At 62.5% G+C, this 24,909-nt stretch carries 19 protein-coding genes; 12 read left to right on the top strand and 7 right to left on the bottom strand.

Annotated elements, in window-relative coordinates; all coding sequences use genetic code 11:
* The first annotated feature begins 12 nt into the window (after positions 1-12).
* Positions 13-4,572: a MobF family relaxase gene (mobF, locus tag O4220_RS00235; RefSeq protein ID WP_269601564.1), complete on the top strand. Its 4,560-nt coding sequence runs from the start codon at positions 13-15 to the stop codon at positions 4,570-4,572.
* Between the two features lie 91 nt (positions 4,573-4,663).
* Here the strand turns inward: mobF and O4220_RS00230 are convergent, their stop codons facing one another.
* Positions 4,664-5,080, bottom strand: coding sequence for a hypothetical protein (locus O4220_RS00230; protein ID WP_269601563.1), 417 nt, complete (start codon positions 5,078-5,080; stop codon positions 4,664-4,666).
* A 364-nt stretch (positions 5,081-5,444) separates the two neighbouring features.
* Between O4220_RS00230 and O4220_RS00225 the strand changes: the two genes are divergently transcribed.
* Positions 5,445-6,545, top strand: a complete 1,101-nt coding sequence (locus tag O4220_RS00225) for a LysR family transcriptional regulator (RefSeq protein WP_269601562.1) — start codon at positions 5,445-5,447, stop codon at positions 6,543-6,545.
* 354 nt (positions 6,546-6,899) lie between these two features.
* A complete protein-coding gene (locus tag O4220_RS00220) occupies positions 6,900-7,280 on the top strand; it encodes a hypothetical protein (protein ID WP_269601561.1) in 381 nt (126 codons plus the stop codon).
* Positions 7,281-7,322: 42 nt separating this feature from the next.
* Here O4220_RS00220 and O4220_RS00215 read toward each other — a convergent pair whose 3' ends face one another.
* The 3 genes from O4220_RS00215 to O4220_RS00205 all read right to left on the bottom strand — a co-directional run bounded on the left by O4220_RS00215 (position 7,323) and on the right by O4220_RS00205 (position 10,786).
* Complete coding sequence (locus O4220_RS00215) at positions 7,323-8,501, bottom strand: protein kinase family protein (protein WP_269601560.1); 1,179 nt, start codon at positions 8,499-8,501, stop codon at positions 7,323-7,325.
* A gap of 203 nt (positions 8,502-8,704) precedes the next feature.
* Positions 8,705-9,427: a CAAX protease gene (locus O4220_RS00210; protein ID WP_269601559.1), complete on the bottom strand. Its 723-nt coding sequence runs from the start codon at positions 9,425-9,427 to the stop codon at positions 8,705-8,707.
* Positions 9,428-9,574: 147 nt separating this feature from the next.
* On the bottom strand, positions 9,575-10,786 hold the full coding sequence (locus tag O4220_RS00205) for a hypothetical protein (protein ID WP_269601558.1): 1,212 nt from the start codon (positions 10,784-10,786) through the stop codon (positions 9,575-9,577).
* Between the two features lie 133 nt (positions 10,787-10,919).
* Here O4220_RS00205 and O4220_RS00200 point away from each other — a divergent pair, with 133 nt between their 5' ends.
* The 9 genes from O4220_RS00200 to O4220_RS00160 all read left to right on the top strand — a co-directional run bounded on the left by O4220_RS00200 (position 10,920) and on the right by O4220_RS00160 (position 20,263).
* Positions 10,920-11,294, top strand: coding sequence for a DUF2384 domain-containing protein (locus O4220_RS00200; RefSeq protein WP_269601557.1), 375 nt, complete (start codon positions 10,920-10,922; stop codon positions 11,292-11,294).
* A gap of 1 nt (position 11,295) precedes the next feature.
* Entirely contained in the window at positions 11,296-11,892 is a 597-nt protein-coding gene (locus O4220_RS00195; RefSeq protein ID WP_269601556.1) for an RES domain-containing protein, read from the top strand.
* Positions 11,893-12,341: 449 nt separating this feature from the next.
* Positions 12,342-12,872, top strand: a complete 531-nt coding sequence (locus tag O4220_RS00190) for a cupin domain-containing protein (RefSeq protein ID WP_269601555.1) — start codon at positions 12,342-12,344, stop codon at positions 12,870-12,872.
* Positions 12,873-12,918: 46 nt separating this feature from the next.
* Positions 12,919-13,914: a fumarylacetoacetate hydrolase family protein gene (locus tag O4220_RS00185; protein ID WP_269601554.1), complete on the top strand. Its 996-nt coding sequence runs from the start codon at positions 12,919-12,921 to the stop codon at positions 13,912-13,914.
* 89 nt (positions 13,915-14,003) lie between these two features.
* A complete protein-coding gene (locus O4220_RS00180; protein WP_269601553.1) occupies positions 14,004-15,137 on the top strand; it encodes a PucR family transcriptional regulator in 1,134 nt (377 codons plus the stop codon).
* Between the two features lie 146 nt (positions 15,138-15,283).
* Entirely contained in the window at positions 15,284-16,588 is a 1,305-nt protein-coding gene (locus O4220_RS00175; protein WP_269601552.1) for an MFS transporter, read from the top strand.
* Between the two features lie 57 nt (positions 16,589-16,645).
* Positions 16,646-17,878 (top strand): thiolase family protein, encoded by a 1,233-nt coding sequence (locus tag O4220_RS00170; protein ID WP_269601551.1) that lies wholly within the window; start codon positions 16,646-16,648, stop codon positions 17,876-17,878.
* Positions 17,879-17,881: 3 nt separating this feature from the next.
* Positions 17,882-19,435, top strand: coding sequence for an AMP-binding protein (locus O4220_RS00165; protein WP_269601550.1), 1,554 nt, complete (start codon positions 17,882-17,884; stop codon positions 19,433-19,435).
* A 15-nt stretch (positions 19,436-19,450) separates the two neighbouring features.
* The gene (locus O4220_RS00160; protein WP_269601549.1) at positions 19,451-20,263 is read left to right on the top strand and encodes an SDR family NAD(P)-dependent oxidoreductase; all 813 of its coding nucleotides are present in this window, start codon (positions 19,451-19,453) and stop codon (positions 20,261-20,263) included.
* 34 nt (positions 20,264-20,297) lie between these two features.
* On the opposite strand, the gene O4220_RS00155 is transcribed toward O4220_RS00160, so the two are convergent.
* The 3 genes from O4220_RS00155 to O4220_RS00145 all read right to left on the bottom strand — a co-directional run bounded on the left by O4220_RS00155 (position 20,298) and on the right by O4220_RS00145 (position 24,454).
* The gene (locus O4220_RS00155) at positions 20,298-21,479 is read right to left on the bottom strand and encodes a PucR family transcriptional regulator (RefSeq protein ID WP_269601548.1); all 1,182 of its coding nucleotides are present in this window, start codon (positions 21,477-21,479) and stop codon (positions 20,298-20,300) included.
* Positions 21,480-21,662: 183 nt separating this feature from the next.
* The gene (locus tag O4220_RS00150; protein WP_269601547.1) at positions 21,663-23,216 is read right to left on the bottom strand and encodes a class I adenylate-forming enzyme family protein; all 1,554 of its coding nucleotides are present in this window, start codon (positions 23,214-23,216) and stop codon (positions 21,663-21,665) included.
* A 5-nt stretch (positions 23,217-23,221) separates the two neighbouring features.
* Positions 23,222-24,454 carry a thiolase family protein gene (locus O4220_RS00145; RefSeq protein WP_269601546.1) on the bottom strand — a complete coding sequence of 411 codons (1,233 nt, stop codon included), beginning with the start codon at positions 24,452-24,454 and terminating at the stop codon, positions 23,222-23,224.
* Positions 24,455-24,909: the final 455 nt, after the last annotated feature.

The following is a 24,909-nucleotide window of genomic DNA, read 5'->3' as shown; positions in this document are numbered from 1 at the left end:
GGTGGCGGTGTGATGACGCTCCACGTACTGCATGCGGGCGATGGCTACGAGTACCTGACCAAGCAGGTGGCCACCGCTGACCGCGAACGGGAGCACGGCCAAGATCTGACCGATTACTACACCGCGCACGGCACACCGCCGGGTGTCTGGTTCGGTGCCGGCCTGGACAATCTCGAGCAGATGCAGGCCGGGATCGACCCGACTACGGCCAGCTCGATCACCGGCGGTGGGCAGGTGTCCGAGCCGCAGATGAAAGCGCTGTTCGGTAGCGGGCTGCATCCGAACGCCTCGGCGTTGATCGAAAAATCAATTACCAAGGGCGCGAACGAGAAGGCCGCGCTCAAAGCGGCCCGACTCGGCCGTAAGTTCCCCGAATTCTCCAACGACATCGAACTTCTCCGCGAGCACAAGACGGCGGTGGGGGAGTTCCGCAGCGAGCACGGGCACGCGCCGTCGAAAGCGCAATCGCAGCAGATCATGGACGAGGTCGGAACCTGGTTGTTCACCGACGGCCACGGCCGCCCACCGGAAGATCAGCGCGAGCTCCGGTCCTGGATCAGCGCGCAGAAGTCCCGCGTCCGCCAGCCCGTGGCCGGCTACGACCTGGTGTTCACCCCACCGAAAAGTGTGTCGGTGATGTGGGCACTCGCCGACGACGGCACCCGCCGAGAAATCGAGCGCATCCACAAAGAGACCGTCACCGACGCCCTCGACTGGATCGAAAAGGAAGCGTGCTTCACCCGCACCGGCAACACCAGCCAGGAAGTCCAGGACACCACCGGTCTGGTCGCGACCCTCTACGACCACTACGACTCCCGCGCCGGGGATCCGAACCTGCACACCCACGCCGTCGTCTCGATCAAGGTGTGCACCGAGTCGGACGGCAAATGGCGCGCCCTCGACGGGTCGATCCTGCACCGGTACGCGGTGCCGGCCTCGCAGCGCTACAACGCCACCATCATGTCCAAGCTGCACACCGAACTCGGTTTCTCGCTCGCTGCCCGCTCCACCGGCCACGGCCGGCAGGACGTCATCGAAATCGAGCAGGTCCCGCGCGAGCTGTGCGAGATGTTCTCCTCGCGCCGCGGCCAGATCGAAACGCGCAGAGACCAGCTCGTCGCGGAGTACCGCGCCGAACACGGCCGGATGCCGTCCCCGAAAGCGATGTACTCGCTCTACCAGCAGGCCAACCTCGACACCCGCGCCGGCAAGCAGGAACCGCAGACGCTGCGCGAGATGCAGAACGCATGGCTCACTCGGTCCGCGCAGATCCTCGGCACACCCGCAGGCGTCGACGCACTCGCCGCGCAGTGGCAGCAGATCCAGCGGGCCCATGCCGCCGGCATCCGGGGAGTGGGCGAGCACATGCGCCCGCTCGACTCGCTCGATATCGAAGCGGCCCGCGTGGTCGAACGGTTGGAGAACGCACGATCGAACTGGGCGATCACCCACGTTCACTCCGCGGTCGATGCGAATTTCGCCGCTGCCGCGTTCACCGACGACACGGCCCGCCGCGCCGCCACCGCCGCCGTCGTCGACCGTGTCCTCGCCACCTCGGTACACATGCCGCTCCCCGAGCTGCCCGCACCGCCGACAGCGCTGCGTCGCCGTGACGGCGAGTTCATCCTGACCCGCCCCGGTACCGCCCTGCACACCTCCCAGGGCGTTCTGTCCGCAGAACGTTCCCTCCTCGACGCCGCTCAGACCCCGATCGCGTACATCGCCCCGCAGGCCGCGCTCGACAAGGTCATCACCGCCGCCGCGACAGGCAAGGACGGGCGCACCCTCAACGCCGGGCAACGCGAAGTCGCCGAACATTTCGTCGGTAGCGGCACCCTCGTTGCGGTCGGTATCGGACCGGCCGGCACCGGCAAGACCACCGCCATGAAGGCCGTCGCCGACACCTGGAAGAGGGCCGGATATCAGGTCATCGCCCTCGCCCCGTCGGCCGTCGCAGCGGAAACCCTCGGCGAGGAAATCGGGGTCACCGCACACACTCTCGCCACCCTGACGTACCCGTGGCGCGGCGTGGACGGCGGACACGCGGGCACGCTGCCCGAGCACATCGACATCACTGCCGGTGCGATGCTGCTCGTCGACGAAGCGTCCCTCGCCTCGACCAAAGACCTCGCCGCCATCACCGAGATCGCCGCAGCCAAGGGCGCGGTCGTGCGCCTGCTCGGTGACCCGAACCAGCTCGACGCCGTCGAAACCGGCGGCACCCTACGGCTGCTCGCCGAAGAGACCCGCGCGCCCGAGCTGACCACTGTCGTGCGGTTCGGCGACGACACCGAACAAGCCGAGAACTCCCTCGATCTGCGGCACGGCGACCCGGCAAGCCTCGGCATGTTCTACGACCGCGGTTGGGTCCACGACGGCACCGCCGCCGAGATGAAAGACGCCGCAGCATCGGCCTACCTCGCCGACGTCGGGGCAGGAAAGTCCTCGATCGTCATGCTCTCCACCCGCGACGACGTCCGCGAAGTCAACCTCGCGATCCAAGCCCACTTCCGTGGACACGGAGCCGCCGACGCCGTTCACACCGTGAGACTGTCGGACGAGCTCGACGCCGGAGTCGGTGACACCATCCTGACCCGCCGCAACACCCGCGCTCTACGCACCAAAGGCGGTCGGCGTCGGAACATGTTCGTCCGCAACGGCGACCTGTGGGCCGTCACCGCTGTGGGCAACGACGGCTCGCTGACCGTCCGCAGCAAGACTCACGACGGCACGATCACCCTGCCGGCCGACTACGTGCGCAGCAAGACCGAACTCGGCTACGCCGCCACCGTGCACCGCAGCCAAGGCATCACCGTCGACACCTCGCACACCGCCGTGAGCGCGACGACCAACAGAGCCGGGCTCTACGTCGCACTGACCCGCGGGCGCACCAACAACGAGCTGTACGTGCCCGTCGAACCGGGCGTCACACTCGACACCGAGGGAATGCACCTCTCGGAGATCGACACCCCGAACTCCCGCGAGGTCCTCACCGGCATCCTCGCCAACGACAACGGCCACAAGGCCGCGATCACCGCGATACTCGAGGCCGCCGAACACGCGAACAGCCCCGACCGGCTCCGCGAGGCATACCTCGCCGCGCACACCCGATTGCGGGATCACTGGCTCGACACTGTCCTCGACCGGGTACTGCCGGCAGCGCTTCTGGCGACCGCGCAGGCCGAACACCCCGGAAGCCTCGCAGCACTGCGCGCGACCCTCGCCGAGATCCACGACCGCGGCGACAGCGCCCGCCACGTCCTCGTCGACGCACTGGCCGCCGGCGAGCTCCACACCGCACGCGACGTCGCGAGAGTGCTCAACTCACGGATCATCGAGGCACGCAGCTCCACCGACACCACCGACACCACCGACACGGTGGCCGGCGCTACCGGGCGACCGGAACACGAGCTGCCCCCGCTCCCGCCGCGCACACCCGGCACCGACAAAGAGCTCGACGATTACGCCCGACTCGTCGCCGACCGCTACACCACCGTTCGGCCGGCACCCGCCGAGACCGATGGCATCGGCCGACGGATCCGCGACTACGACGCTGCCCGCGCCGAACTCGACGCTGCACGAGTCCAGCGCCCCATCCAGGCCGCATTCGACCCCGCGACCGCCGAACGACTCCTCGCCGAACCCGGTGTGCACCGCCTCGGCCGACACCTGCGCACCGCAGCGCTCGCAGGAATCGAACCCCGCGAGGTACTGGCCTGGCACGCCCAGCAGCTGACCACACGCGGCGACGACGTCACCGCCCGCGCCCTCATCAAAGACCTCGTACCCGCCGTCACCGACGCAGCCGAACGCGCGAACACCAGGTGGCTCGCCGAGCACGAAGACACGATGCGCGAGCACTTCCCGATTGCGATGGCCACCGCAGCACGCGGCGACGATCCCCGGTGGAACACCGCGATCGCCCGAATGCGGGAACTGACCGCACACGGTGGCTATCACCTCGACGAGCTGTGCCGCGACATCCACACCGCCACACACCCCGGCGTCCTCGCCGGAGGCATCGTCGACGCACTCGACGACATTGCGCCCACACACCGGACACCGGTCGACCAGGACGCACCGCACTGGGTGCCCTCACCGGACCTCGACGCCCACCTCGTCGATCCCGTCCTGGGCGAGCAACTCGACAACCGATACGACGACATCGCCGCCGAGCACGCCGCCGCCGTCGACCGGATCGCCGCCGCCGCCGACCCGGCCTCGACCCCGGACCTCGAATTCACCCGCCACCTCGAACAGCGGCCGGACGACGACGCCACCCTCGCGACCGAATGGAATCGCACCGCCGCAGAGATCGCCGCCTACCGAGACTGCTACCAGGTCACCGACACCACCTCGATCGCCGGCGACCGACCCGAGAACCGGGCCGCGCACGCGCCGTACAACACCGTCCACACGAACATCGACACCCTGCACGACCACATCGAGCAGCAACGACGCAACGAGCACGAAGAACAGCAGCGACTACAGCGCGAGGACGAGAACATCGAGCACCACCACACCATCGCGCAGCAGAACATCGAACACCAGCGGCGCGGCCCGCGGTTATGACCTGTGAGTCGACTGCCTCCGGCAATGCAGAAAGCCGGCGGACGAACGGTTTGGCACCGTACGTCCGCCGGCTCTCTGCGGCGGAGAGACGTTAGAGCTTCGTATCGTCCGAGATCATCTCGGTGACCATTCGTCCCGGTAACAACCACATGCCGATCAAAGACAGAGCGACGATTCCGGCAATGACCCCTGCTTCCGCCAGTGCATCTTCGACTACCGCGAAGCGGTATGTCGTCGCCGCTGCTGCGCAGAACGTGGGCAACCACGGAATATTCAGACGCTTACCCGCGACTGCCAGGACGAGACCGAGCACCCCCGCAGCGACGAGGCACACAGCGAACAACGAAGGTGCCATGGTGCGGTAGGAGAAGCCGGGGATCGTATGCAGCACCGTGAGGGCTGCACCGGCACCCACCACCGTCTGCATCGTGGGTTGAATCTGGGGGAGATTGACATCCAGCCTGAGGTTGAACCTCAACAGGGCCTTCGGCGCGTTATTGTTCGACATGGCACACCTTCTTCCGGGAGATGTTGCTATCAGTGGCGTTCCTGGCCCACCAGGAGCGCCACTTCCATGTCTACAGGGTGCCGAGGTATGGCACACCCCCTGTGAGCTGCGCAAACGCGACGATATTCGGTAGTTCTGGGCCACTGCTCCGCTAGGGCGGCAAGGTCGACGGGTTTCGGTAGCAAGCCCACTTTTATACGCCGAATCCCACTCAAAGCCGCTCGATCGGACCTGAAACTGGTCTCAGTTCCGATTTGTCGTTGTCGATTGGCGCTTTAGAGCGCGTAGTTCCGTTGCTACGGGCTTATTATCGTTTTGGGCTTTTCCGGCGGGTTGAACCTGACGGCTACCGGGAGGGTTGAACATGTCGACCATCGGCGGGGGTACCCCAAGTGGGTTCAAGACTGACTTGGAGATTGACAAATCTGTCGACCAGCTCACGGCAGCCAAGATGCGGGTGCTGGTTGATGTAGTCAGGTTCGAAAGCGTCAAGCGCGCGGCGGCAAACCTCAATTACGACACGTCAACCATCACCAAAGCATTACGTGAGCTCGACATGATGTTCGGCCCGCTCACATCCACATCGCGAGGCAACTCGATTGTCAAAATTACGGATCTGGGACGAGAACTCGCAGTTCAATTCAAGGAGATACTGGATCGTCAGCGTGCGGTGGTCGCGCAGCGTCGCACCACTTCGATTCGATACCTGCCTCATCACTCTCCGACGGTGCTGCCAGCGGCTGCTCGCCTGCAAACGATGGGGCATCCGCTCGACCTGAGTGTGCTCGGTGAGCACCACCGGAGCGTTGCGCACTTCGTCGATCGGGCCTTGAGACCGCTGGTGGCGGGTCTTTTCGATGTCGTGGTGGGCATGGACATCATCGATCTGGCGGGCAGGAGTGGTAGCACGGCGTCCTACAACGAGGTGTCGGCTGAGCTGGAGCAGACAACCCTCTACCGTGCGTGGCTACAGGTCATGGTGCCCGAGGACAGCAAGCACGCAGCGGATGGATACATCACCACCAGCGATCTAGTTGATGTTCCGCTTCTTACTGCGCCCAAAGGGACTCGGTCGAGAGAACGTTTGGAGGCGATGTTCGCCAAGATCAAACGCACCCCAGACATCCGCATTGCAGAGTACGAATCGAAGGTTGTCATCATCGGTGCGCAATCCGATATGGGTTGGGCCGTAATGCCATCAGATGTCGCACTGCAATTCGACGGCAGCTGGGAGCAAGCTCCCCTTGCAGGATCGGCCGCCGCCCGATGGCGATGGGTCGACCTCGTGGACGAACCCGGTGCTGAACCGAACTACTACAACGTCGTTGCCCATCTTGCGAAGCCCAAGGGGAAGGCCCCCAACATCGGGGCGCACTTCTTCATCTCCTTGCTTCAACAGGAAGTGCGGGATGTTATGACTGCATCCGGGCGATCAAACGCCTTGGACGATGCGCGAACCGAATGAACATCACCTCGGCCGCCCAGACGGCCTGGTCCTAGCCTCTTGAGCCAAGCTGCTGTTGCTGCGCGAAGGCGCGATCCAATGCCCTGCCAGTCATCAGGGATGAGGACGGGACGGGGTCTGCAAGGCCACTGTCGCGTGTTTCGCCGACGACACAGACTCTGCAGTTCCCGGATTCCAGGTAGAGATCGTGGTCATGATGGGGTCGACACGGCTCGGCTCGCCAGCGGCACGCGCGTTCGCGAACACGGACACCAGCCGCGGTCCCGGCTGCGTAGTTTCAATGGTCGCGGTCATAGCCGCTCCTGTGAGGTGGACGGGACTTGTACTGTCGGTGCCCGGGCCTACTGTGTGGGCATGTCCGGCGATCTACCGACCAGTCGTCAGCCCGATCCGATGCTGGACGATCTCGCGCAGCTGCTCCTCGAGAAGCTGGACGTGTTGCTCGATCGGCTTACCGACCGTGCATTGGCGTCACCGCGCGCCGGATCGGCTGCATGGCGCTCAGACTGGCTCGACCGAAGTACCGACGACGGCCGCAATCTCGAACGTCGGAGGGTCTTGACCCGCATCGGGCTCGCGTCCAGAGCCGGTCTCACGCCCGGCCGCGACGTCGCGATCGCTCGATCGCTGGGTGTCACTGATGCAGAGCTGCGGGCCGGCGGTGTCGATGCTCGGCCGCGAGCGAAGCATCGACCTCGGCACCACCGCGACCAACTGGCAATGGTCGAGATGTGAGGCGCAGGGGCGTCCAACAAGTCCGGCCGCGCCCACACATTCTCACGCGACCGTAGTATCGCCAGGAACCGCGCCGAGACCTTCCACGTCTGCGATGATTGCGGAAACGCTGGGATAACGCCGGTCGAGGTCGTTGGTCGTGCACCTACGAACAATTCGATTTACGTCGTTGTTGTCTGCCGTGGGAAGCGACTCTTTCCCGGTGAAGATGTAGAACAGCACGAAACCGATCGAGTAGACCTCGTTGAGGACCCCGTACTCTTTGAAGCTGGCGAGCATAGGGTCGAGAATCGTGCCGCGCATTTCGGTCTTGGTGCGAGTGAAGTCTGATGCATGGTCCTTCGCCAGCCCGAAGTCAGACAGTTTGACCAGTGCTGCTTTGCTTTCGTACACCTTCAAGAGCACGTTCTGCAGACTGATGTCTCGGTGGAAGATTTTCTGCTGATGGAGGTAGCTGATTCCGTAGAGGAACTGGAGAGCGATTCGCTTTCGAGTATTGAATCCGAGGGAGTTGTTCCGTGTACGTATGTACTTCCGTAGTGTTTCGTCGCAGAATTCCATCTTGTACTCGTCGCGGATCTCGTCGTACAGGTAGACCTCGACAACATATGGAAAACTGAGGCGCTTCAGTATCTTGAATTCCTCTTTGAAGCGTTGTAGGTCCCTGTCTTCGAGCCCTTTTTTTGCACGTTTGACCGCAACCTTGATTCCATAATCCGGGTCGACGAATGAAAATACATGTGCATACGAACCTTCGCCGATCAGCTGGCGCTTCACCGGTGCGTTCTGCTTTGTGAGTTTTACCGAAGTGTCCGAGCAAACGAAGACCGGGGTATAACGAGTGATCTCGATAGGCTGGAAGTCATCCGGTATCGTGCTGCCACCACCCGACGAGAGCCATGGCCTGCACCGCTGTACCGCGGTGTCGTAGTTTTCGTGAAAAGCGATGTCGAATCCGACTGTACGTAAGGTTCTGATGGTCTCGTAGACCTCGTCGATGAGAGCGATGAGTTCTCGGCTGTTGTCGGCCCAGTAGTGGTGCGTGGACTTCGCCCTGTCGTTGATAGCTACGAAATGGGTTGTCAGCCGTTCGTGGAAGCTGGCAAAGGCAAGCCCGAAGCGCTCTTCGTCTGTGTAGAGGCGGGTGAATGCGTCCGATGCGGGCTCGGAGGCGTATTTTTCGGTCAGATCGGTGAGTATCAACTCCACTGGATCCGGCACGGTTGTCGGCCTTTCTGTCGAAATGGGTGCACAGGTACCGGTTGACTACGTCAAGCTGGTCCTGGGCGTCGTCTCGGCCCATCCCCGAGCATGTCGAGTGCGGGATATGAACTGTCGGTGCTAGCTCTCGTTGCAGACGGCAATCCGCTCACCGACAGTTCGGCAGGGGAGGCAGTGGGCAGGTGACCAGCCGAGGCTGGAGTTCATAGACGGCAGTCGCCGTTGCTCAGGGCGTTTGCTCTGGCAGCAATACAGTCGTGAACCGAGTGCGATTTCTCGATGTACCGTCCCAGATCGGCGTCGAGCCATGTGGCAAGGGTGATGATGTTCTCGATTTGGTGGGCTGCGTCCATGTTGTAGATGCGCTCGTGGTGTGCGACGCGATTGCGTAGCCTCTCGAACTTGCTCAGTGCATCGCGAAGTGGTCCAGGTCTACGAGGGTTGCTGTAGCCCGGAAATGCTTTGTGGAGAAACGGAAGCCACAGGCGCTGGTAGTAGTCCAGCCGCCCTCCATCTGTACGGGCTATGCCTTTGTCGACCAGGGACACCCAGAGCCCGAGTGTCGTCGCACCGACAACATCGTCGCCTGTGGGGGAGGAGCTGCCATGTCGATTGAGCTTGTTTACCGAACGGTTGAGTCGGTCGAGATGACGCGGTAGTAGGTGAATACGAGGATGATCCCCCAAGGCCAAGGTGTGCCACCCGGTGGCCGGTGAGACGCCGAAGTGGGTGCACATCGCGTCGTTCATCAGGTTGCGCATCGCCACTTCGACCAACGCGATCGGACCCAGGAAGCACTCCGACAGCTCTACATTCCATATGTACAGGCGTTTCGCCTGCTCCGGAGACTGCGAATATCGGAGAAACGGCGCGAATTTCGCAGGGCTGACCAACCTCTGCAGATCGAGCGCGGCGGGATCTGACACACCCGGAACCATACCGGCCGCAAAAAAAGTGCCCCTGGGGTCCAGCACCGCGAACGGCCGGTATGCCCAGAGGCTTGCGCTTGCGATTATGCCAAGACCTCGACGTAGGTGTCAACCTCGAGACTCGAACCTCTCATGGTCTGTGACTCATGCAGCGCGCCGACTGCGCCCGTCCAGACGGCGTAGATGCGCGACATGCTGGATAGCGGTCATAGGAGAAGTATCGACCCGCGCAAGTCCGAGAGATTCGTTCGCCCTGTTGATCCGGTTGGCCAAGTCCAGCGCCTTGTCAGCTTTCGTCTCCAGCTCCCGCCACTTCCAGACCGGACGTCCCATGGCGGACAGGTGCGACATCGCGGCAACCCGTGCTGCGACGGCGTGGGCTCGAGCATCCGAGAGCAAAGCAGCACCAGCGGGGGGACAGCAATCGGCATCAGCGCATATCAGTCGCGGCCACAAGGTGCGGTCCGATCGAAGGGCGCTGATGGTGGCCGCTGGAATACTCCGACCCAGCGCAGTGATGTAGACAGGTCTACGGCCGAAGCCATCCCCACTGGGTGGCCGGCGGTATGAACTCATGACCGACGGGAGGTCGCACCTTTCCCGCCACCCCACCCCTGTTTCGTATCCGAGTGCTCCTGCTGCCGAACACACTTCACCGTAAGTCCCTTGTTGCCACGCAATGACAGGATACGAGCGCCTGATCCACTCGGTCGTCGTGATCAGATCCATCAAGCGGTCACCGGGCTTGACCCCCGCCGCGACTTTCGAAGCAGCGAGCGCCACTTCGTTCGGTGCCAACACGTCGAGGGCAGCCATGACGTGTGCAAGCGCTTTCGGTCCCTGCACTGGGTGGAGCAGTCGCCAGCCGACGGCCAGGACGGCAATAACGGGCAGGGCGATCGCGTTCTGGTCGAGGTAGCGTCGGGTCCCGGTCCATAGCGCTGCTTGAACGTCGAGCCACCCGCTATTCGCGTTCTCCATGTGAACGTACGGCGCGATGATCGAGGTTGCGCCGTGCTCGACTTGGTACTCGATGCTCTTCTCGATCAGCGCATCTCGGCGCGCAGGCGAAGCTGCCTCTGACGGTGTCGAGATGGCGTGATCACCGAAAGGTAGCTTTCCCCACGGATGTCCCTCGTGCTGAATGTCCTGAAGGAAAAACGTCTGGGGATCGACCAAAAAGGGCACCCCGGCTCGGCGGGCGATTTCGCCGAACGCGGGTGTCTTCGATGCGGAGTGTGCGTCGACGACGATGCGGTCGGGCACCCCCGCACGGCGGCGTACCCCGTCGAGGCCGAAGAGCCTGTGAAGAAATGGCGCGTCCTGGCCGGACGCTCGTATCAGGACCTCTGTCATGGCTGACCCTTCCATCGGTGCAACCACGGTAGCACGAGATACGACAGAGAACACGCAATTCATTACGCAAGTAGCGCGCAACTATGAATCAGTTGGTGCATACTCGACAGATGACCTCAGGAGGAACCGCACGATGACCGACACACAGCGGCGACAGGATGGCCGCGGCGAAACCTCGGGATCGTTGACATATATCCGGGTGATCGAAGAGGTCACCCGCACGGGGATCACGCAAGCCGAGCTCGGCAAGGTTGTCGGCGCCGCAACCCGGTCAGTACAAAACTGGGCAAACGGGCAAAACTCTCCACGAGGCAAGTCCGTCGTGCGGTTGCTCGATCTGCACACCATCGTCCAAATTCTTTCCGACTCCTACACGGACGAAGGCATAGACATCTGGCTGCACGCGCGGAACCGAAACCTCGACATGCAACGTCCAATCGACCTTTTGATCGACGGTCAGATCGACGAAGTTCTGGACCAGGCCCGCTGGGTCGCGGGAGGTATGTGAAATGGACTCACTTCCCGCCAGATTGGCCGAGGCTCCGCTGGTGTCGGTGGAAGGGCAATGGCAGCGGCATGTCCCAGCCCGCTTTGCGCGCGAAGCAGTCGATGGTCGCTCCGCCAGAGGCAGATGGGGCACCGCAGACGCGTTTCCCGTCCTGTACCTGGGCAGACCGAAGGATTCAGTCGTTGTCGAGGCGTATCGACACCTCGTCGATCCTGTCGACGATCCCGCAATGGCAGCGTCGATACGTCCACGAGTGCTCGTGACAGTCGAGGTCGACGTCACCGAGATTCTCGATCTACGTTCCGCTCGCGGCCGGGCTTCAGCTCAGGTGACCATGGGTCAGCTTCAATCTGACACGAACGACCGAAGCGCCTACGAAGTGTGCCAAAACATCGCGGCCGCAGCCCACCAGCTCGGTCACCACGGCGTGATCACACCGGCCGCCACGAAGCGCGGCGACACCCTCGTACTGTTCACCGACATCCTCCCTGCTAGCCAACGGCCCAGCGTGGTCGGTGTCGAGCCATGGATGCAACTGCCCTCCGACCCGCGGGTCGAAAGCTCGCCAAGCCTTCGGATTGTGCGCGGAACCGACTGACAGCGATCTGCTGTGCAGCAGCGGCGTTATCGACCGCAGACACCGTTCGTCTGCTGAGTTCCACCACGATCAGCAGCTCAACGATAACGATTGCCGATAATGATCTATGCCGGGTGAACGTCTGCATATGCTGTGCGGCAACATGTTTCGCTCTTCACTGCCGCTTTATTACGTGCTGTCTGGCTGAGTACACTTTCGGACATCCTCGCCGAGGCATCGTTAGCCTGCAAGGCCTCGCTCTGTCCCGCGGAACGAACTGGGTCGCTCTGTGTTGGGTCCGCGAACAGTGACACAGCGCAAATATCGGTGTCGTATTAGTACGAGTTCGCGGCATCGAAGTTCGCGCCTTCGCGTCGGGTTCGGGTTCGGTTGCGCAGCTGTCGACCCGGTCCGAGTGACGTCGATATTTCGATACGTGATCTGCAACGAACGGATGGGTGGTGTTCTCCATGAAACGGTATGTGATGGGTGCGAGGTCGGACGGCACCTCTGACGTTCTCATCGAGGACAGCTACGACGTGCTGTCGGTAATCATTCCTGGTCAGGCATCGGCCAAAGACGTTTGGGTCAGTAGCGAGACACCTGCCGATGTGAGCGGCATCGAGGACACGGTCAGCGACACCCTTGTCCATGAGCCGCCGGACACCGGATCCATCTTTCGGGTCCTCAAGGTCGAGCCGGGTGAGAAGAACGAAGGCAACGTGGACGAGTTACTGGCGATGCACGACACACTTGCCAGCGATGTTGTTCCCGATCGCGAATATCTCCAGAGCGCGAAGCATCCCTCGATGCACCGTACGAACACGCTCAATTACATGGTGCTGGTGTCGGGACAGCTCACTGCGCTCACCGAGAACCGGGACGTCGTGCTCCAGCCAGGCGATCTGCTCGTTCAGAAGGGCTGTATGCACGGCTGGAGGAACGACGGGGACGAGACTGCGGTGTTGGTGGCCGCGATGATCGACGCCGAAAGCACCTGAGCACCCTCGTCCGCTACATCGCATTCCGAAGAAAGGATACAAACCTATGTTGCTGGTGTCTTACAGTGACGGCCGCGAAGCTCGATTGGGAGCGGTATCGGGTGAGGTCGTCGTAGACCTCGCTCGCGCAAACGAAGTCTTCGAGCCGACTGCAGTCCGACCCGAATTCAGTTCCATGGTGCCATTTTTCGAGAGCGGGCCACGCGGACTGGAGGCAGGACAGCGGCTGGTCGAATCGGCCTTGGCCGAGGGTTCCGAGACGACGACGCGGCAGCTGCAGCCGGTGACCAGAACGCTTGCTGACGTACAACTGCTCTCTCCCGTGCCACGACCGCGCCGAGTGCGCGACTACCTGACCCACATCGACCATTACACAGGCTCGTTCGGCCGAGACGCACCGCCACCGCTGCTCCAGTTCCCGGTGAGCTACAACTGCAATCACGAAGCCATCTACGGGCCCGAGGACACCATCCCCTGGCCCGCCTACAGTGATCAACTCGATTTCGAGCTGGAACTGGGTTTCTTCGTAGCCAAAGGTGGCCGGAACATTTCGGCGAAATCTGCGGCATCGCATATCGCCGGCATCTCGATCTTCAACGACGTGAGCGCTCGAGACATTCAGGTATTCGAGATGAGTGCTCAGACGGGTCCCGCGAAGGGAAAGAATTTCGCCAACGTGATCGGACCAGGGGTCCTCACCTTCGACGAAGTGAACGTCGACGAACTTGCCGTCACCGCGAGAGTCAACGGCGAGGTGTGGGCCAGCGGTGCCGCCGGTGCTGCCAGCTACTCCTTCGAAGAGGTCCTCGCATGGTCGAGCTACTGCGAGGATGTCGTTCCCGGCGAATTCATCGCTACCGGCACCGTCGGTGGAGGCTGCGGACTCGAACAGGGTCGGTGGATGAATCAGGGAGATGTTGTCGAACTCGAAGCCGAGGGGATCGGCGTGTTGCGCAATCGAATCGGGGTACGTGAAATTGTCCCTGCCGATGCCGGATTGCCGACTTACGAGCTGTACCCACCACGGTTCGGATCGGCGTAGGGGCTCGGCTACGGCAGCGCCCCGAACCGGCGTGCACCGATCACGCGCATACGTTTCCCGCCTCCCGGGCCGTCCGCGATCATGAACAAATGACGCTGCCTCGTGCTACTTCGGCGCTGTTGAGAGCGCTGGAAGTCGACGAGCACGTAGTCGGCCCCACTGTGCGGCGCGTCCGTGAGGAGATTGCGGCCTACGCTGCGGTTTCCGACGCTGCGATCGCCGCGTCAGCTGAACGCAATCTACGCCGGGCGGTACGCACGCTCCGGAACGGCACAGTGCCCGAAATGGCGGACATCTGGGAAGCCGACACCTCCATCAAGGAGAGGCTGCGCGCCGGGGTGCCGATCGAGGATGTGATGGCCGGGTTTCGGGTGTCGATTTCCTGCATTCAGGACCGCCTCATGGAGCTCGCCGCAGAGCTGCAGATCGAGGGATCCGAAGTGGTTCGGCTGACGCGTGTGTTGTGGAAGCTCGGTGATGTCTTCTCGGCCCAGGCAGCATCGAGTTACCGGCAGTACGGCGTGGCGAGCGACCTCGCCGAACAACGTCTCAGGGACGAAGCACTGCTGTCGCTGCTGGACGGACCGATGGCGGCTGAGGCCCTCGACCGCGGGATGGCCGTGCTCGGCCTCGACCCCGAAGAATCGTATGTCCCGTTCATCACTCGCCGAACGGATGCCGCGGGTTCGACAACACTTCAACGAGTCATCGCCGAGCGCTATCGAGGTGAGGTGTGCATCGTGGTGCCCACGGGCCAGCAGCTGTTCGGGTTGCTGCCGCGAGTGCCGGACGCGATCGACGATGTTGTCCTCGCTGTCGGCCCAGCGACCACGCCGGCTCATCTTTATCACGCGTTCTCCGTTGCCCGGCGGGTGCTCGACGCGACTGCTCCGACCGAAGTGGGGGTAGCGAGCCTCGACAAGCTCGGTTGGCGACTAGGGGTACCGATGGATTCCGAACTCGCCGCGTTTCTTCGTACGCGGTACCTCGATCCGTTGCACAGTACGCGCGGCGCGGCCGCACCCATCATCGCGGCGGTACAAGCCTTTCTCGAACACAACCGCAGCATCCCCCGTGCCGCCGATGCGATGCACGTGCACGTCAACACCCTGCGGTACCGGCTTGCGCGGTTCGAGGAACTCACCGGCAGATCACTGTCGGACACCGACACGGTGGTCGAACTGTCGTGGGTGCTTCGATCCGTCGACATCGCTACTTCGTAGCCAGTTACGAACTGTGCTGCCTAACCTTGGATCCCTGTCCGTAGTTTTGGGTGTGATCTGGATCGCATAGTTGGTGGCGTCGTGCAGCACCGCCGCTCGACGCCACCAGCGGCCATCGAGGCTGCCATCGCGTACCGGAGATCACTGTGACCGAAGAACAACTCAGCTCGACCAGACCTGTCCTCGTGAAGCCGCCGAACCGAGCCCGTCAGCTCGTGGCCGTGTCGGTCGGTAATGCTGTCGAGTGGTTCGACTGGTACATCTACTCGATCCTCGCGATCTACTTCGCGGGTCAGTTCTTCCCCAAGACGAGCGAAGACAGCCTCGTCCCGCTGTTGTCGACGCTCGCGATCTTCGCGGTCGGCTTCTTCGCGCGACCCGTGGGTGGACTGGTCATCGGTGTTCTCGCCGATCGATTCGGCCGACGACGTGCGCTGAGCGGAACGATCGTCGGCATGGGGATCGGCTCGCTGATGATCGGCGCTGTACCGACCTACGAACAGATCGGAATCGCGGCACCGATCATCCTGCTGATCGCCCGAATCATCCAGGGCGCGTCCGCAGGTGGCGAATATGCGGCCGGCTCGGCATTCGTCGTCGAGTCGGCTCCACCCGGTCGACGCGGTCTGTTCTCGAGCGTTCTGTATATCAGCGCGACCACGGCCAACCTCACTGCCATCGGCCTCAGCGCCCTTCTCGCTACCACGCTTTCATCCGAAGACATGACTTCCTGGGGGTGGCGCATACCGTTCATCTTCGGATCTGTTGCAGCCATGGTCGGACTGTGGGTACGCCGGCACGCCCAGGAAACCCTGCACGAGGACGTCATCGACAAGCCCAAGAGCGCCCGTGTCGGCATGTTCGACTTCTTCCGCGAGCACCCCAAAGCGGCTCTACAGATCTTCGGTCTCACCGCGGCACCAGCTCTCGTCTTCTACGTGTGGACCGCCTACCTTCCGACCTACGCGAGCATCACGGTCGGCTTCGATGTGAAGAAGGGCCTGATCACCGGCGTGATCTCCCTGACGATCTTCCTGCTGGCACTGCCGTTGTTCGGTGCGTTGTCGGACCGGGTCGGTCGCAAACCCCTTCTCATCACCTTCGGGCTGTTCTTCACCGTCGCGACGATCCCGCTGCTGTCGTCCCTGCAACCCACCATGGGGAGCTTGCTGTTCGTTCAGATCACGGGCCTGCTTTTCATCGCGGCATGGGCGAGCATCAGCGCCGCGATCGTCAGCGAACTCTTTCCGTCCCGGCTGCGTAGCTCCGGCATCGGCTTCCCGTACGCCTTGGCTGTGGCGGTATTCGGCGGAACCGGCCCCTACCTCGCGACGTGGCTCGTCGAGATCGGGCACGCCGAGCGCTTCGGCTGGTACATCGCGTCGGTCGCAGCAGTGAGTACAGCCGTCTACCTTTTCCTTCCCGAAACCGCCAAAGCCCCTCTCAGATAGCTGATCTCGATCGATTCGTAGTCGCAGTCGCATCGAAGTTCACCGCGAAGGAAGTACATGAATTCACGAGTATGGATCGCCGGAGTGGGGATGACGCCCTTCGGAATACACCCCAACAGGTCCAATCACGACCTGGCCAGGCTCGCAATCAGTGACGCGATCCGCGATGCCGGCGTGAGCGCCAACATCGGCATGATCGATGTGGCGTTCTATGCGTCCGCCGCCCACGGGTTCCTCGAAGGCCAAGCGACAATATCCGGACAGATCGCTCTGCGCGGAATGGGCATCGGCACGATACCCGTGCACAATGTCGAAAATGCTTGTGCAACAGGTGCATCCGCATTCAATCTGGCGGTGACACACGTTCGTGCGGGCGAGGCGGACGTGGCCTTGGCCGTCGGCGCAGAGAAGATGCACATCGGGGATCCGCAGAAGACTATGTCGCTGTTCGATGCGGGTTTCGATGTCACCGATCGTGCTTCCCTCGAACGAACCTTGGTGGAGCTCGGCGGTGATCTCGACGAACCCGACCTCGGGCACCGGTCGATCTTCATGGACATCTACGCCGCGATGGCCCGAAACCACATGCGCATCTACGGCTCGACGCCGGAACAGATCGCGGCAGTGAGCGCCAAGAACCACGCGCACGCCGTCGACAACACCCGGGCGCACTACCGCCGCGCATTGTCTGTCGAGGACGTTCTCGCTGCACGGCGGCTGTCACATCCTCTTACTGTCCCGATGTGCGCACCGGTCACCGACGGCGGCGCAGCGGTCATCGTGTGCAGCGATGCAGGACTCGCGCGGCTACACACCGAATATCCCATCGAGGTACTGGCCACGGTGGTCGGTACAGGCGCGGACAGAGACACCACCACGTTCGACGGGCACCTGACACAGCATGTCGCCACACGCGCATACGACAAGGCCGGCATCGGACCTGACCAGGTCGATGTGGCGGAGGTGCACGACGCGACAGCGTTCGCCGAGGTCCTGCAATCCGAAATGCTCGGACTGGTCCCACCCGGCGAGGGCGGAGCGGCAGCCGAACGCGGCGACACCAGCATCGGCGGCCGCATCCCGATCAATCCCTCCGGCGGCCTCGAATCCAAGGGCCACCCCCTCGGTGCCACGGGGCTCGGTCAGGTCTTCGAGCTCACCGATCAACTTCGCGGCCGCGCAGGTCGCCGACAGGTCGACGGTGCCCGAATCGCATTGGCCGAGAACGGCGGCGGTTTTCACCGCGGCGAAGAAGCCGTGACCTCCGTCATCATCTTGAAAGGTATATAACCGATGGCCATCATCGACTTCTTCGACCGCGGATGGCGTGCTGGACCACAATCCATCGCCTACCGAACCGACACAGAGATCTGGACGTACCAGGACGCCGGTGAGATGTCCTGTCGTATCGCCAATGCCCTGTTGGACATGGGGTTACAACGCGAAAGCGCGGTCGCGGTGCTCTCGCCGAACGCGCCGCTGGCATGGATCTGTGTGCTCGGCGTCTGGCGAGCAGGCGGCGCGTGGGTTCCGCTCAATCCGGCGAATCCCGTGGCCGAAACAGCAACCCTGCTGGAGCGTTTCGATGTCGAAGTCTTGTTCTACGATCCTTCGTTGCGCGCTCAGGTGGATCACTTGCGACAGCTCGGCACCAGCCTCACCCTGATCGCGCTGGGTGATGACCAGGAAGCACTCGATCTCGCTGATTGGATCGCTGAGCATCCGTCGACCCCACCCGACATCGACTACCGCATGGACGATGTCATCGCAGTATCGCCGACCGGAGGAACCACAGGTGAGCCCAAGGGTGTGATGAATACGCATCGAAGCTTCTCGGTGATGGTGATCCACCAAATGCTCGCGCTCAGCTACGACGCACACGAGTCGGTGGTGAACCTCGCGGCGGCCCCGATGACCCATACCGCCGGAGTTCTGACTCTGCAGACTTCCGCTCGAGGCGGGACGGTCGTCGTCATAGAGCGTGCTGCACCGGATCTCATACTGACCGCGATCGAGACATACGGTGTGACGGAGATTTTCCTGCCGCCGACCGTTGTCTACCGATTGCTCGATGTTCTGTCCGACCGCACGGTCGACACCTCGACTCTGCGTTATCTGCTGTATGCATCCGCTCCGATGTCGAGCGAGAAACTGCGTTTGGGCATAGAGCAATTGGGGCCGGTTTTCATCGAGTGCTATGGCCAGATGGAGGCGCCTGCAGCCATCAGCTTTCTTCGACCCGAGGAACACATCGTCGACGGCCACATCGCGTCCGACGACAGATTGTCTTCGTGTGGAAGACCCTATCCGTTGGTCGACGTCGTAGTGAAGGACCCCGAGACCGGGCAGCGACTGGCAAGCAACGAGACCGGCGAGATCTGCGTGCGCGGTGACCTGGTGATGAAGGGCTACTACAAGGACCCGATCAAGACTGCCGACGTGATCAAGGATGGGTGGCTGCACACCGGGGATCTCGGCCGCTTAGACGGCAAGGGCTATCTCCACCTGACGGACCGCAAGAAGGACATGATCATCACCGGGGGCTTCAACGTCTACCCCGGCCAGGTCGAGCAGGTGATTTGGGGCCATCCGGCGGTCGAAGACTGCGCTGTGGTCGGGGCCCCGGACGACGATTGGGGCGAACGCGTCACTGCAGTCGTCGAACTCAAACCCGGCCTCGACGCGGGCGAAGACGAGATCATCGCCCTGTGCCGGGCGTCATTGGGGGGCGTGCGCACACCCAAACAGGTGATTTTCGTCGACCGCCTGCCACGCAGCGTCAATGGCAAGGTACTCAAAAAAGATGTCCGACAGAGATTTTGGACCAAGGCCGATCGCGCGATCTGAACGAGAAGGAAAAACATGAACGAGTTGGAAAACAAGATCGCCGTCGTTGTCGGAGCCGGATGCATCGGAACAGGATTGGGAAACGGCCGCGCGACAGCCATCACCTTCGCCAGGGAAGGTGCCACTGTCATCTGCGCCGACATCGACACCGAATCAGCCACGGCAACAGCCGAAATGATTCGCGGCGAAGGTAACGACGCCTCCGTCCTGACCCTGGACATCACCGACGAGAGCCATGTCGCCGATGCCGTCCGCACGATCCTTCATCAGCACGGCCGCATCGACGTTCTCGACAACAACGTCGGAATCGCTGCCGTCGGTGGTGTCACCGACGTCGATCCAGCGGACTGGGAACGCGTTTTCAAGGTCAACCTCGACGGCGCGTTCAACACGATGCGCCATGTCATCCCGGCCATGGTTGCCAACGGCAGCGGAAGCATCGTCAACATCTCGTCGGTGGCAAGCATCCGGTGGAGCGGTGTCGCATATGCCGGCTACTACGCCAGCAAAGCCGCATTGAACCACCTATCACGCACCACGGCTGCCGAATTCGCCGACCGTGGCGTCCGGGTCAATGCCGTGTTGCCCGGATTGATCAAGACGCCGATGGTGGAGAGCGTCGCGGGAATCACCGACGCGTACAGCAGCACCGACATCGAACAGATGTGGAGCAAGCGTGACTCCCAGGTGCCCATGGGACGCATGGGCGAGGCATGGGATGTCGCGCATGCTGCGCTCTTTCTGGTCAGCGACCGCGCCAAGTACATCACCGGTGCAGAATTGGTTGTCGACGGCGGAATCTCACTGGGTATGGGCCGAGCGAGTTGATCACCACCGATCGGTCTCACGGATCCTCAGGGGTTCAACGTTCGGGTGCGGACGGTGTCGGCGTTGCAGCTTTCACTTCCAGGGCCCAAGCCAGCTCGACGATAGTGTCCGTGGACTCCAACGAGACCGAGGTGAGTTCCTCGAATTTTCGGAGCCGGTATCGCAGCGTGTTCTTGTGCACGAACATGGCGTCTGCCGCCGCTGGGATGTTGCGGTCGCAGGCCAAGTAGTAGCGGACCGACTGCAACAGCTGTTCCCCGAACTCGCCGCGGTCCTCGAGTGGCGCGATGTACCGCTCGTGCAGGAGTCCGGATATTTCGAGGTCCCCCAGAGCGGTGATTCGCCAACTCAGGTCCGGCATCTCGAGCACCCCCGCTCGACCCAACCGGATCGCAGCATCCAACACCCTGCTTGCGGAGGCGAACGACTGAGCGATGTGTGACAGCGGCATTGGCGCGCCGACGGCCACCACCGCGCCCTCTACTGCATTGGGCACTGCGGAAAGAAGGCCGATGGCGTCACCACGGAATGGAGAGACGACGGCGGTACCGCTCGATCCTGCACCCCGATGCTGCAGGTCTCGGCAGATCGTCGACAGGTTTCCGGTACCCGTGGCGCGAGCACGAACAGCGTAGAAGGATCCGCTCGGATCCAACCCCCGTGTTTCGCACGCTCTCGTCATCTCGGCCATGTTGCCGGTGCCGAACAGCAGCCCTTGCAAGAGATCGGCTTTGGCCTGGTCGTCGAGCAGCGCCGATTCCACCGACAGCCGCTGATACTCCAATGCAACGCAGGTCATGAATGCATCGCTCAACGACCACAACAGTCTCGACGACCGTAAGGCTTCTTGGGCGTCGATGTCTGCTTCCATGGCCAGTTCGATGAAGCGATCGCTGATCACCGCCAGGCTTACCCGGTAGGTCCGCATCATGTCTTCGACCGGTATGCCCTGTGCGATTCGGTGCCGGACGACTTTCTCGGCGAGTTCGGTGAGTCGGTGCCGTGACGGCAGCTGGTTCGTCTGCAGGGTCACCACGGCGTCGGTGACGTTCCTGCCGATGGCCTCGGCCAATTCGGATGAGGACAGCGCGTCGTAGGTGCTCAGTTCGCGAACCTGCCGCTCGGTTCGGCGAATCACCTCCGGCACGTCCGCAGCCAGGCGGGCAAGCACAGCTGCCGACTTCGACTCGCTGTCCTGAACGCCTGGCTGGTTCAATTTGATCCTCCACCTGTCGGCCGACCTTCATGCTCCGTTGTATCTCTGCACAATAGGGCGTGGTGATCGGCCCGCTCGATCCGAGGTACGCCGCCGATACCTGACAGAATATTGGATAAGGGGACCATGGGCGCTCGATCGGATGAACAGTTCGGACCGCCGAACAGCGTTTGCTACCGGTGGTCAGATGGTGCGTCCTGAGTTTGCCCAGAACTGAGCCCTCACCTCTTTTTTGAGGACCTTGCCGTTGACGCTGCGTGGGAGGCTGTCAACGAAAATCACCTGTTTGGGTGTGCGTACGCCACCGAGGTTCTGTCGGCACAGTGCAATCAATTCCTCGGCGTCGGCAGTGTGATTCGGCTTCAGTTCGACGACGGCGGTGACGCGTTCGCCCCAGTCGTCGTCGGGGGCACCGACCACTGCGCAGTCCTCGACGGAGGGATGGGTCCAGATGACTTGTTCGACTTCGTTGGGGTAGACGTTGAAGCCTCCGGTGATGATCAGGTCCTTCTTGCGGTCGGTCAGGTGGAGGTAGCCGGCCTCGTCGAGGTGTCCCATGTCTCCGGTGTGCAGCCACCCATCCTTGATCGCTTCTGCGGTCTTGATCGGGTCTTTGTAATAGCCCTTCATCACCAGGTCGCCGCGTACACAGATTTCCCCTGTCTCTCCACCCGGCACTGGCAGATCGGTTGCCGGATCGACCACCCGCAGCGAGACCAGCGGGTAGGGGCGCCCGCACGACGACAGCCGATCGTCAGGTGCAAGCTGACCTTTTACGAGGTGTTCGGACGGGCGGAGGAACGCGATTCCGGCGGGAGCCTCTACTTGCCCGTACACCTGCACGAACACCGAGCCGAGCCGGTTGACTCCGGCACGGAGCTTGTCCACGGACATCGGTGCGGCGCCGTAGAGCAAGTACTTCAGAGACGAGGTGTCGGCTTGGCGATGTTCGAGGACATCGAGTAGTCGGTAGACAACCGTGGGAGGGAGAAACAGGTCTGTGACACCGAAGTCGGAAATTGCCTCCAGCACCAGATCGGGGGCCGCGCGCTGAATCATGGCCACTGTTCCCCCGCGTGCTGTCGTCTGCAGCGTCAGCAAACCGGCGGTATGGGTCATCGGTGCCGCGACGAGGTTGACGATAGCGTCGTCGGCGTCGTAGGACAGTGCGAGCATTTGGTGCACCACCATCACCGACAGGCTGCGATGTGTGTTCATCACTCCTTTGGGGAAGCCTGTGGTCCCACCCGTCGGCATCAGAGCAACGACGTCGTCCAGGTCGTACTCGACCTCGACCGGGGTGTCCTGGACATCGCCGATCCAGCTGTCGAGCAGCGCTGTGTCGGTCGAGATGTCGAACGGCACCGCCCTGACCCGAGGGTAGGCGGCCTCGATCGCTGTGATGTCGTGTGCAAGGGAGGTGTCGTAGAGAATGAATTCGACGTCGAAGCGTTCGATCAGCGCAGCGTTGTCCGCTGCAGGGCTGCCGGGGTTCAGCGGTACCCACGCGGCCCCGGAGCGCCAGATGCCCAATACGCAGATCCATGCCAGCGGCGCGTTCGGCGACAGCACCGCAACTGGGGTCTCCTTCGAGATGCCCTCCCTGAGCAGCGCATGCGCGATGCGGCACGACATGCGACCGGCTTCGTCGTACGTCCATGCTTGGTCGGCGGTGCGATAGGCAACAGCGGTCGGTGCCGACGCCCAGCCTTTGTCGAAGAAATCGATCACTGCCATTGTTGCTAACGCCCTCCCAGGATGATGATCGATGTCACGGCTTCTTCGCCTCGGTGGAAACCGCCGCCGTTCTCGGCCAACGCAATTCGGGCACCGTCGACCTGTCGGCTACCGGACTCGCCGCGGAGCTGTTCGGTCAGCTCGAATATTTGGCCGAGTCCGCTGGCACCGATCGGGTGACCCTTGGATTCGAGGCCGCCGGAGGTGTTGACCGGTATTCGGCCGCCCAGCGTCGTGTCTCCGCGCTCGGCGGCCGCGCCACCCTCACCGGGGGGAACGAGGCCCAACATTTCCGTTTGCAGTACTTCGGCGAATGCGGTGGCGTCGTGCACTTCGGCGACGTCGATGTCTGACGGCGCGAGTCCGGCCCGCTCGTATGCTTCCGCCGAGACCACCTGGCTGATATGGCCGTCGAACGTGGTGGTGTCTCGGTCGGTGCCGGTACCGATCACAGATGCAAGGACCTCCACCGGCCGTTCGCTGCCCAGTCTGCGTAGACCCTCGTCGCTGCATACGATGACCGCGGCTGCGCCGTCGGTGACCGGTGCACACATCGGGACCGTCAACGGGTAGGACAGCTTGCGTGCTGCCAAGACCTGCTCGACCGACATGGCCTTGCGGTAGTGGGCGCGCACGTTGTCGATCGCATGCGCATGGTTCTTCGCGGACACTGCAGCGATCTGTGCTGCAGTAGTTCCGTACAGCCGCATGTGTTGCCGCGCCATCGCGGCGTAGATATCCATGAAGATCGATCTGGTTCCGACGTCGGAATCATCCACCTCGCCGCCCAATTGCAGAAGTGTCTCGTCGAGCAAGTGAGGTTTGGACTTGTCATATCCCGAGTCGAACAGCGCCATCGTCCTCGGAGCGTCGCCGATGTGCATCTTTTCCGTGCCCACAGCCAAGGCGACGTCGGCGTCGCCGGCGCGGATAAAAGTCACAGCGAGATTGAACGCAGATGATCCTGTCGCGCAGGCATTTTCGACATTATGGATCGGTATTCGTTGAATGCCCATCTCGCGCAGGGCGATCTCACCCGAGATCATGCCTTGGTCGTGCAGAATACTGTTTGTGGTGGAGGCGAAGAAGGCCACGTCGATGGTCTGTGGGCCTATCTCGGGTCCGGCATCCGCCAAAGCGTCGCGTACAGCCCACTGGGCCAGTTCGTAATTGGTCTTGTCTCGATGTATTCCGAACGGGGTCATGCCCACGCCCACGATCCACACACGTCTTGTCACGCCGTTACCTACTTTCCGTCGATGCCGCACATCGCTGCGCCAGGCTGTGCTCGGTTCGGAAGTACGGAGGCGTCCTGACACGAGACGGCCGTCTACCGACCAGAGATGACCTTCATCGAAAAGGATGATCGAGCTCTCAGTGGCTGGCTACGTCTTGTGCACCAACAGAATCGACGTGGTTTCGTATACAGCGACAACCGCGGATGAAACCGCACTCCGCCGAGTGCAGGGCGCACGGCAGGCCTGAGCTCGGGGATCAGTCACGGACCAGTTGTTCGAGGATCCACTCAAAGGGGCGTCGCGTTGTACCCGGCCACAGTGACACGGGCCACACCGACGGCAAGTATTGCAGTTGCCACACACACGACGGCCCGTCGATGTGTATGCGGCAACCCAAGGCCCGTGCCGTTCGTAGCTCGGGCATTGTGAAACTTCGGAAGGGAGCGCCTCGCGCC

Source organism: Rhodococcus ruber (genome assembly GCF_027270735.1).
In the GTDB taxonomy this organism is placed as follows: Bacteria; Actinomycetota; Actinomycetes; order Mycobacteriales; family Mycobacteriaceae; genus Rhodococcoides; species Rhodococcoides rubrum_A.
The sequence above is the reverse complement of the archived record's forward strand: the minus strand, read 5'-3'. Positions and strand labels throughout refer to the sequence as shown.

What these genes read in the sequence shown, in the direction of transcription:
- mobF (WP_269601564.1), top strand. Translation starts at nt 13, where the DNA reads ATGACGCTCCACGTACTGCATGCGGGCGATGGCTACGAGTACCTGACC.
- O4220_RS00230 (WP_269601563.1), bottom strand. Translation starts at nt 5,080, where the DNA reads ATGTCGAACAATAACGCGCCGAAGGCCCTGTTGAGGTTCAACCTCAGG.
- O4220_RS00225 (WP_269601562.1), top strand. Translation starts at nt 5,445, where the DNA reads ATGTCGACCATCGGCGGGGGTACCCCAAGTGGGTTCAAGACTGACTTG.
- O4220_RS00220 (WP_269601561.1), top strand. Translation starts at nt 6,900, where the DNA reads ATGTCCGGCGATCTACCGACCAGTCGTCAGCCCGATCCGATGCTGGAC.
- O4220_RS00205 (WP_269601558.1), bottom strand. Translation starts at nt 10,786, where the DNA reads ATGACAGAGGTCCTGATACGAGCGTCCGGCCAGGACGCGCCATTTCTT.
- O4220_RS00200 (WP_269601557.1), top strand. Translation starts at nt 10,920, where the DNA reads ATGACCGACACACAGCGGCGACAGGATGGCCGCGGCGAAACCTCGGGA.
- O4220_RS00195 (WP_269601556.1), top strand. Translation starts at nt 11,296, where the DNA reads ATGGACTCACTTCCCGCCAGATTGGCCGAGGCTCCGCTGGTGTCGGTG.
- O4220_RS00190 (WP_269601555.1), top strand. Translation starts at nt 12,342, where the DNA reads ATGAAACGGTATGTGATGGGTGCGAGGTCGGACGGCACCTCTGACGTT.
- O4220_RS00185 (WP_269601554.1), top strand. Translation starts at nt 12,919, where the DNA reads ATGTTGCTGGTGTCTTACAGTGACGGCCGCGAAGCTCGATTGGGAGCG.
- O4220_RS00180 (WP_269601553.1), top strand. Translation starts at nt 14,004, where the DNA reads ATGACGCTGCCTCGTGCTACTTCGGCGCTGTTGAGAGCGCTGGAAGTC.
- O4220_RS00170 (WP_269601551.1), top strand. Translation starts at nt 16,646, where the DNA reads ATGAATTCACGAGTATGGATCGCCGGAGTGGGGATGACGCCCTTCGGA.
- O4220_RS00165 (WP_269601550.1), top strand. Translation starts at nt 17,882, where the DNA reads ATGGCCATCATCGACTTCTTCGACCGCGGATGGCGTGCTGGACCACAA.
- O4220_RS00160 (WP_269601549.1), top strand. Translation starts at nt 19,451, where the DNA reads ATGAACGAGTTGGAAAACAAGATCGCCGTCGTTGTCGGAGCCGGATGC.
- O4220_RS00150 (WP_269601547.1), bottom strand. Translation starts at nt 23,216, where the DNA reads ATGGCAGTGATCGATTTCTTCGACAAAGGCTGGGCGTCGGCACCGACC.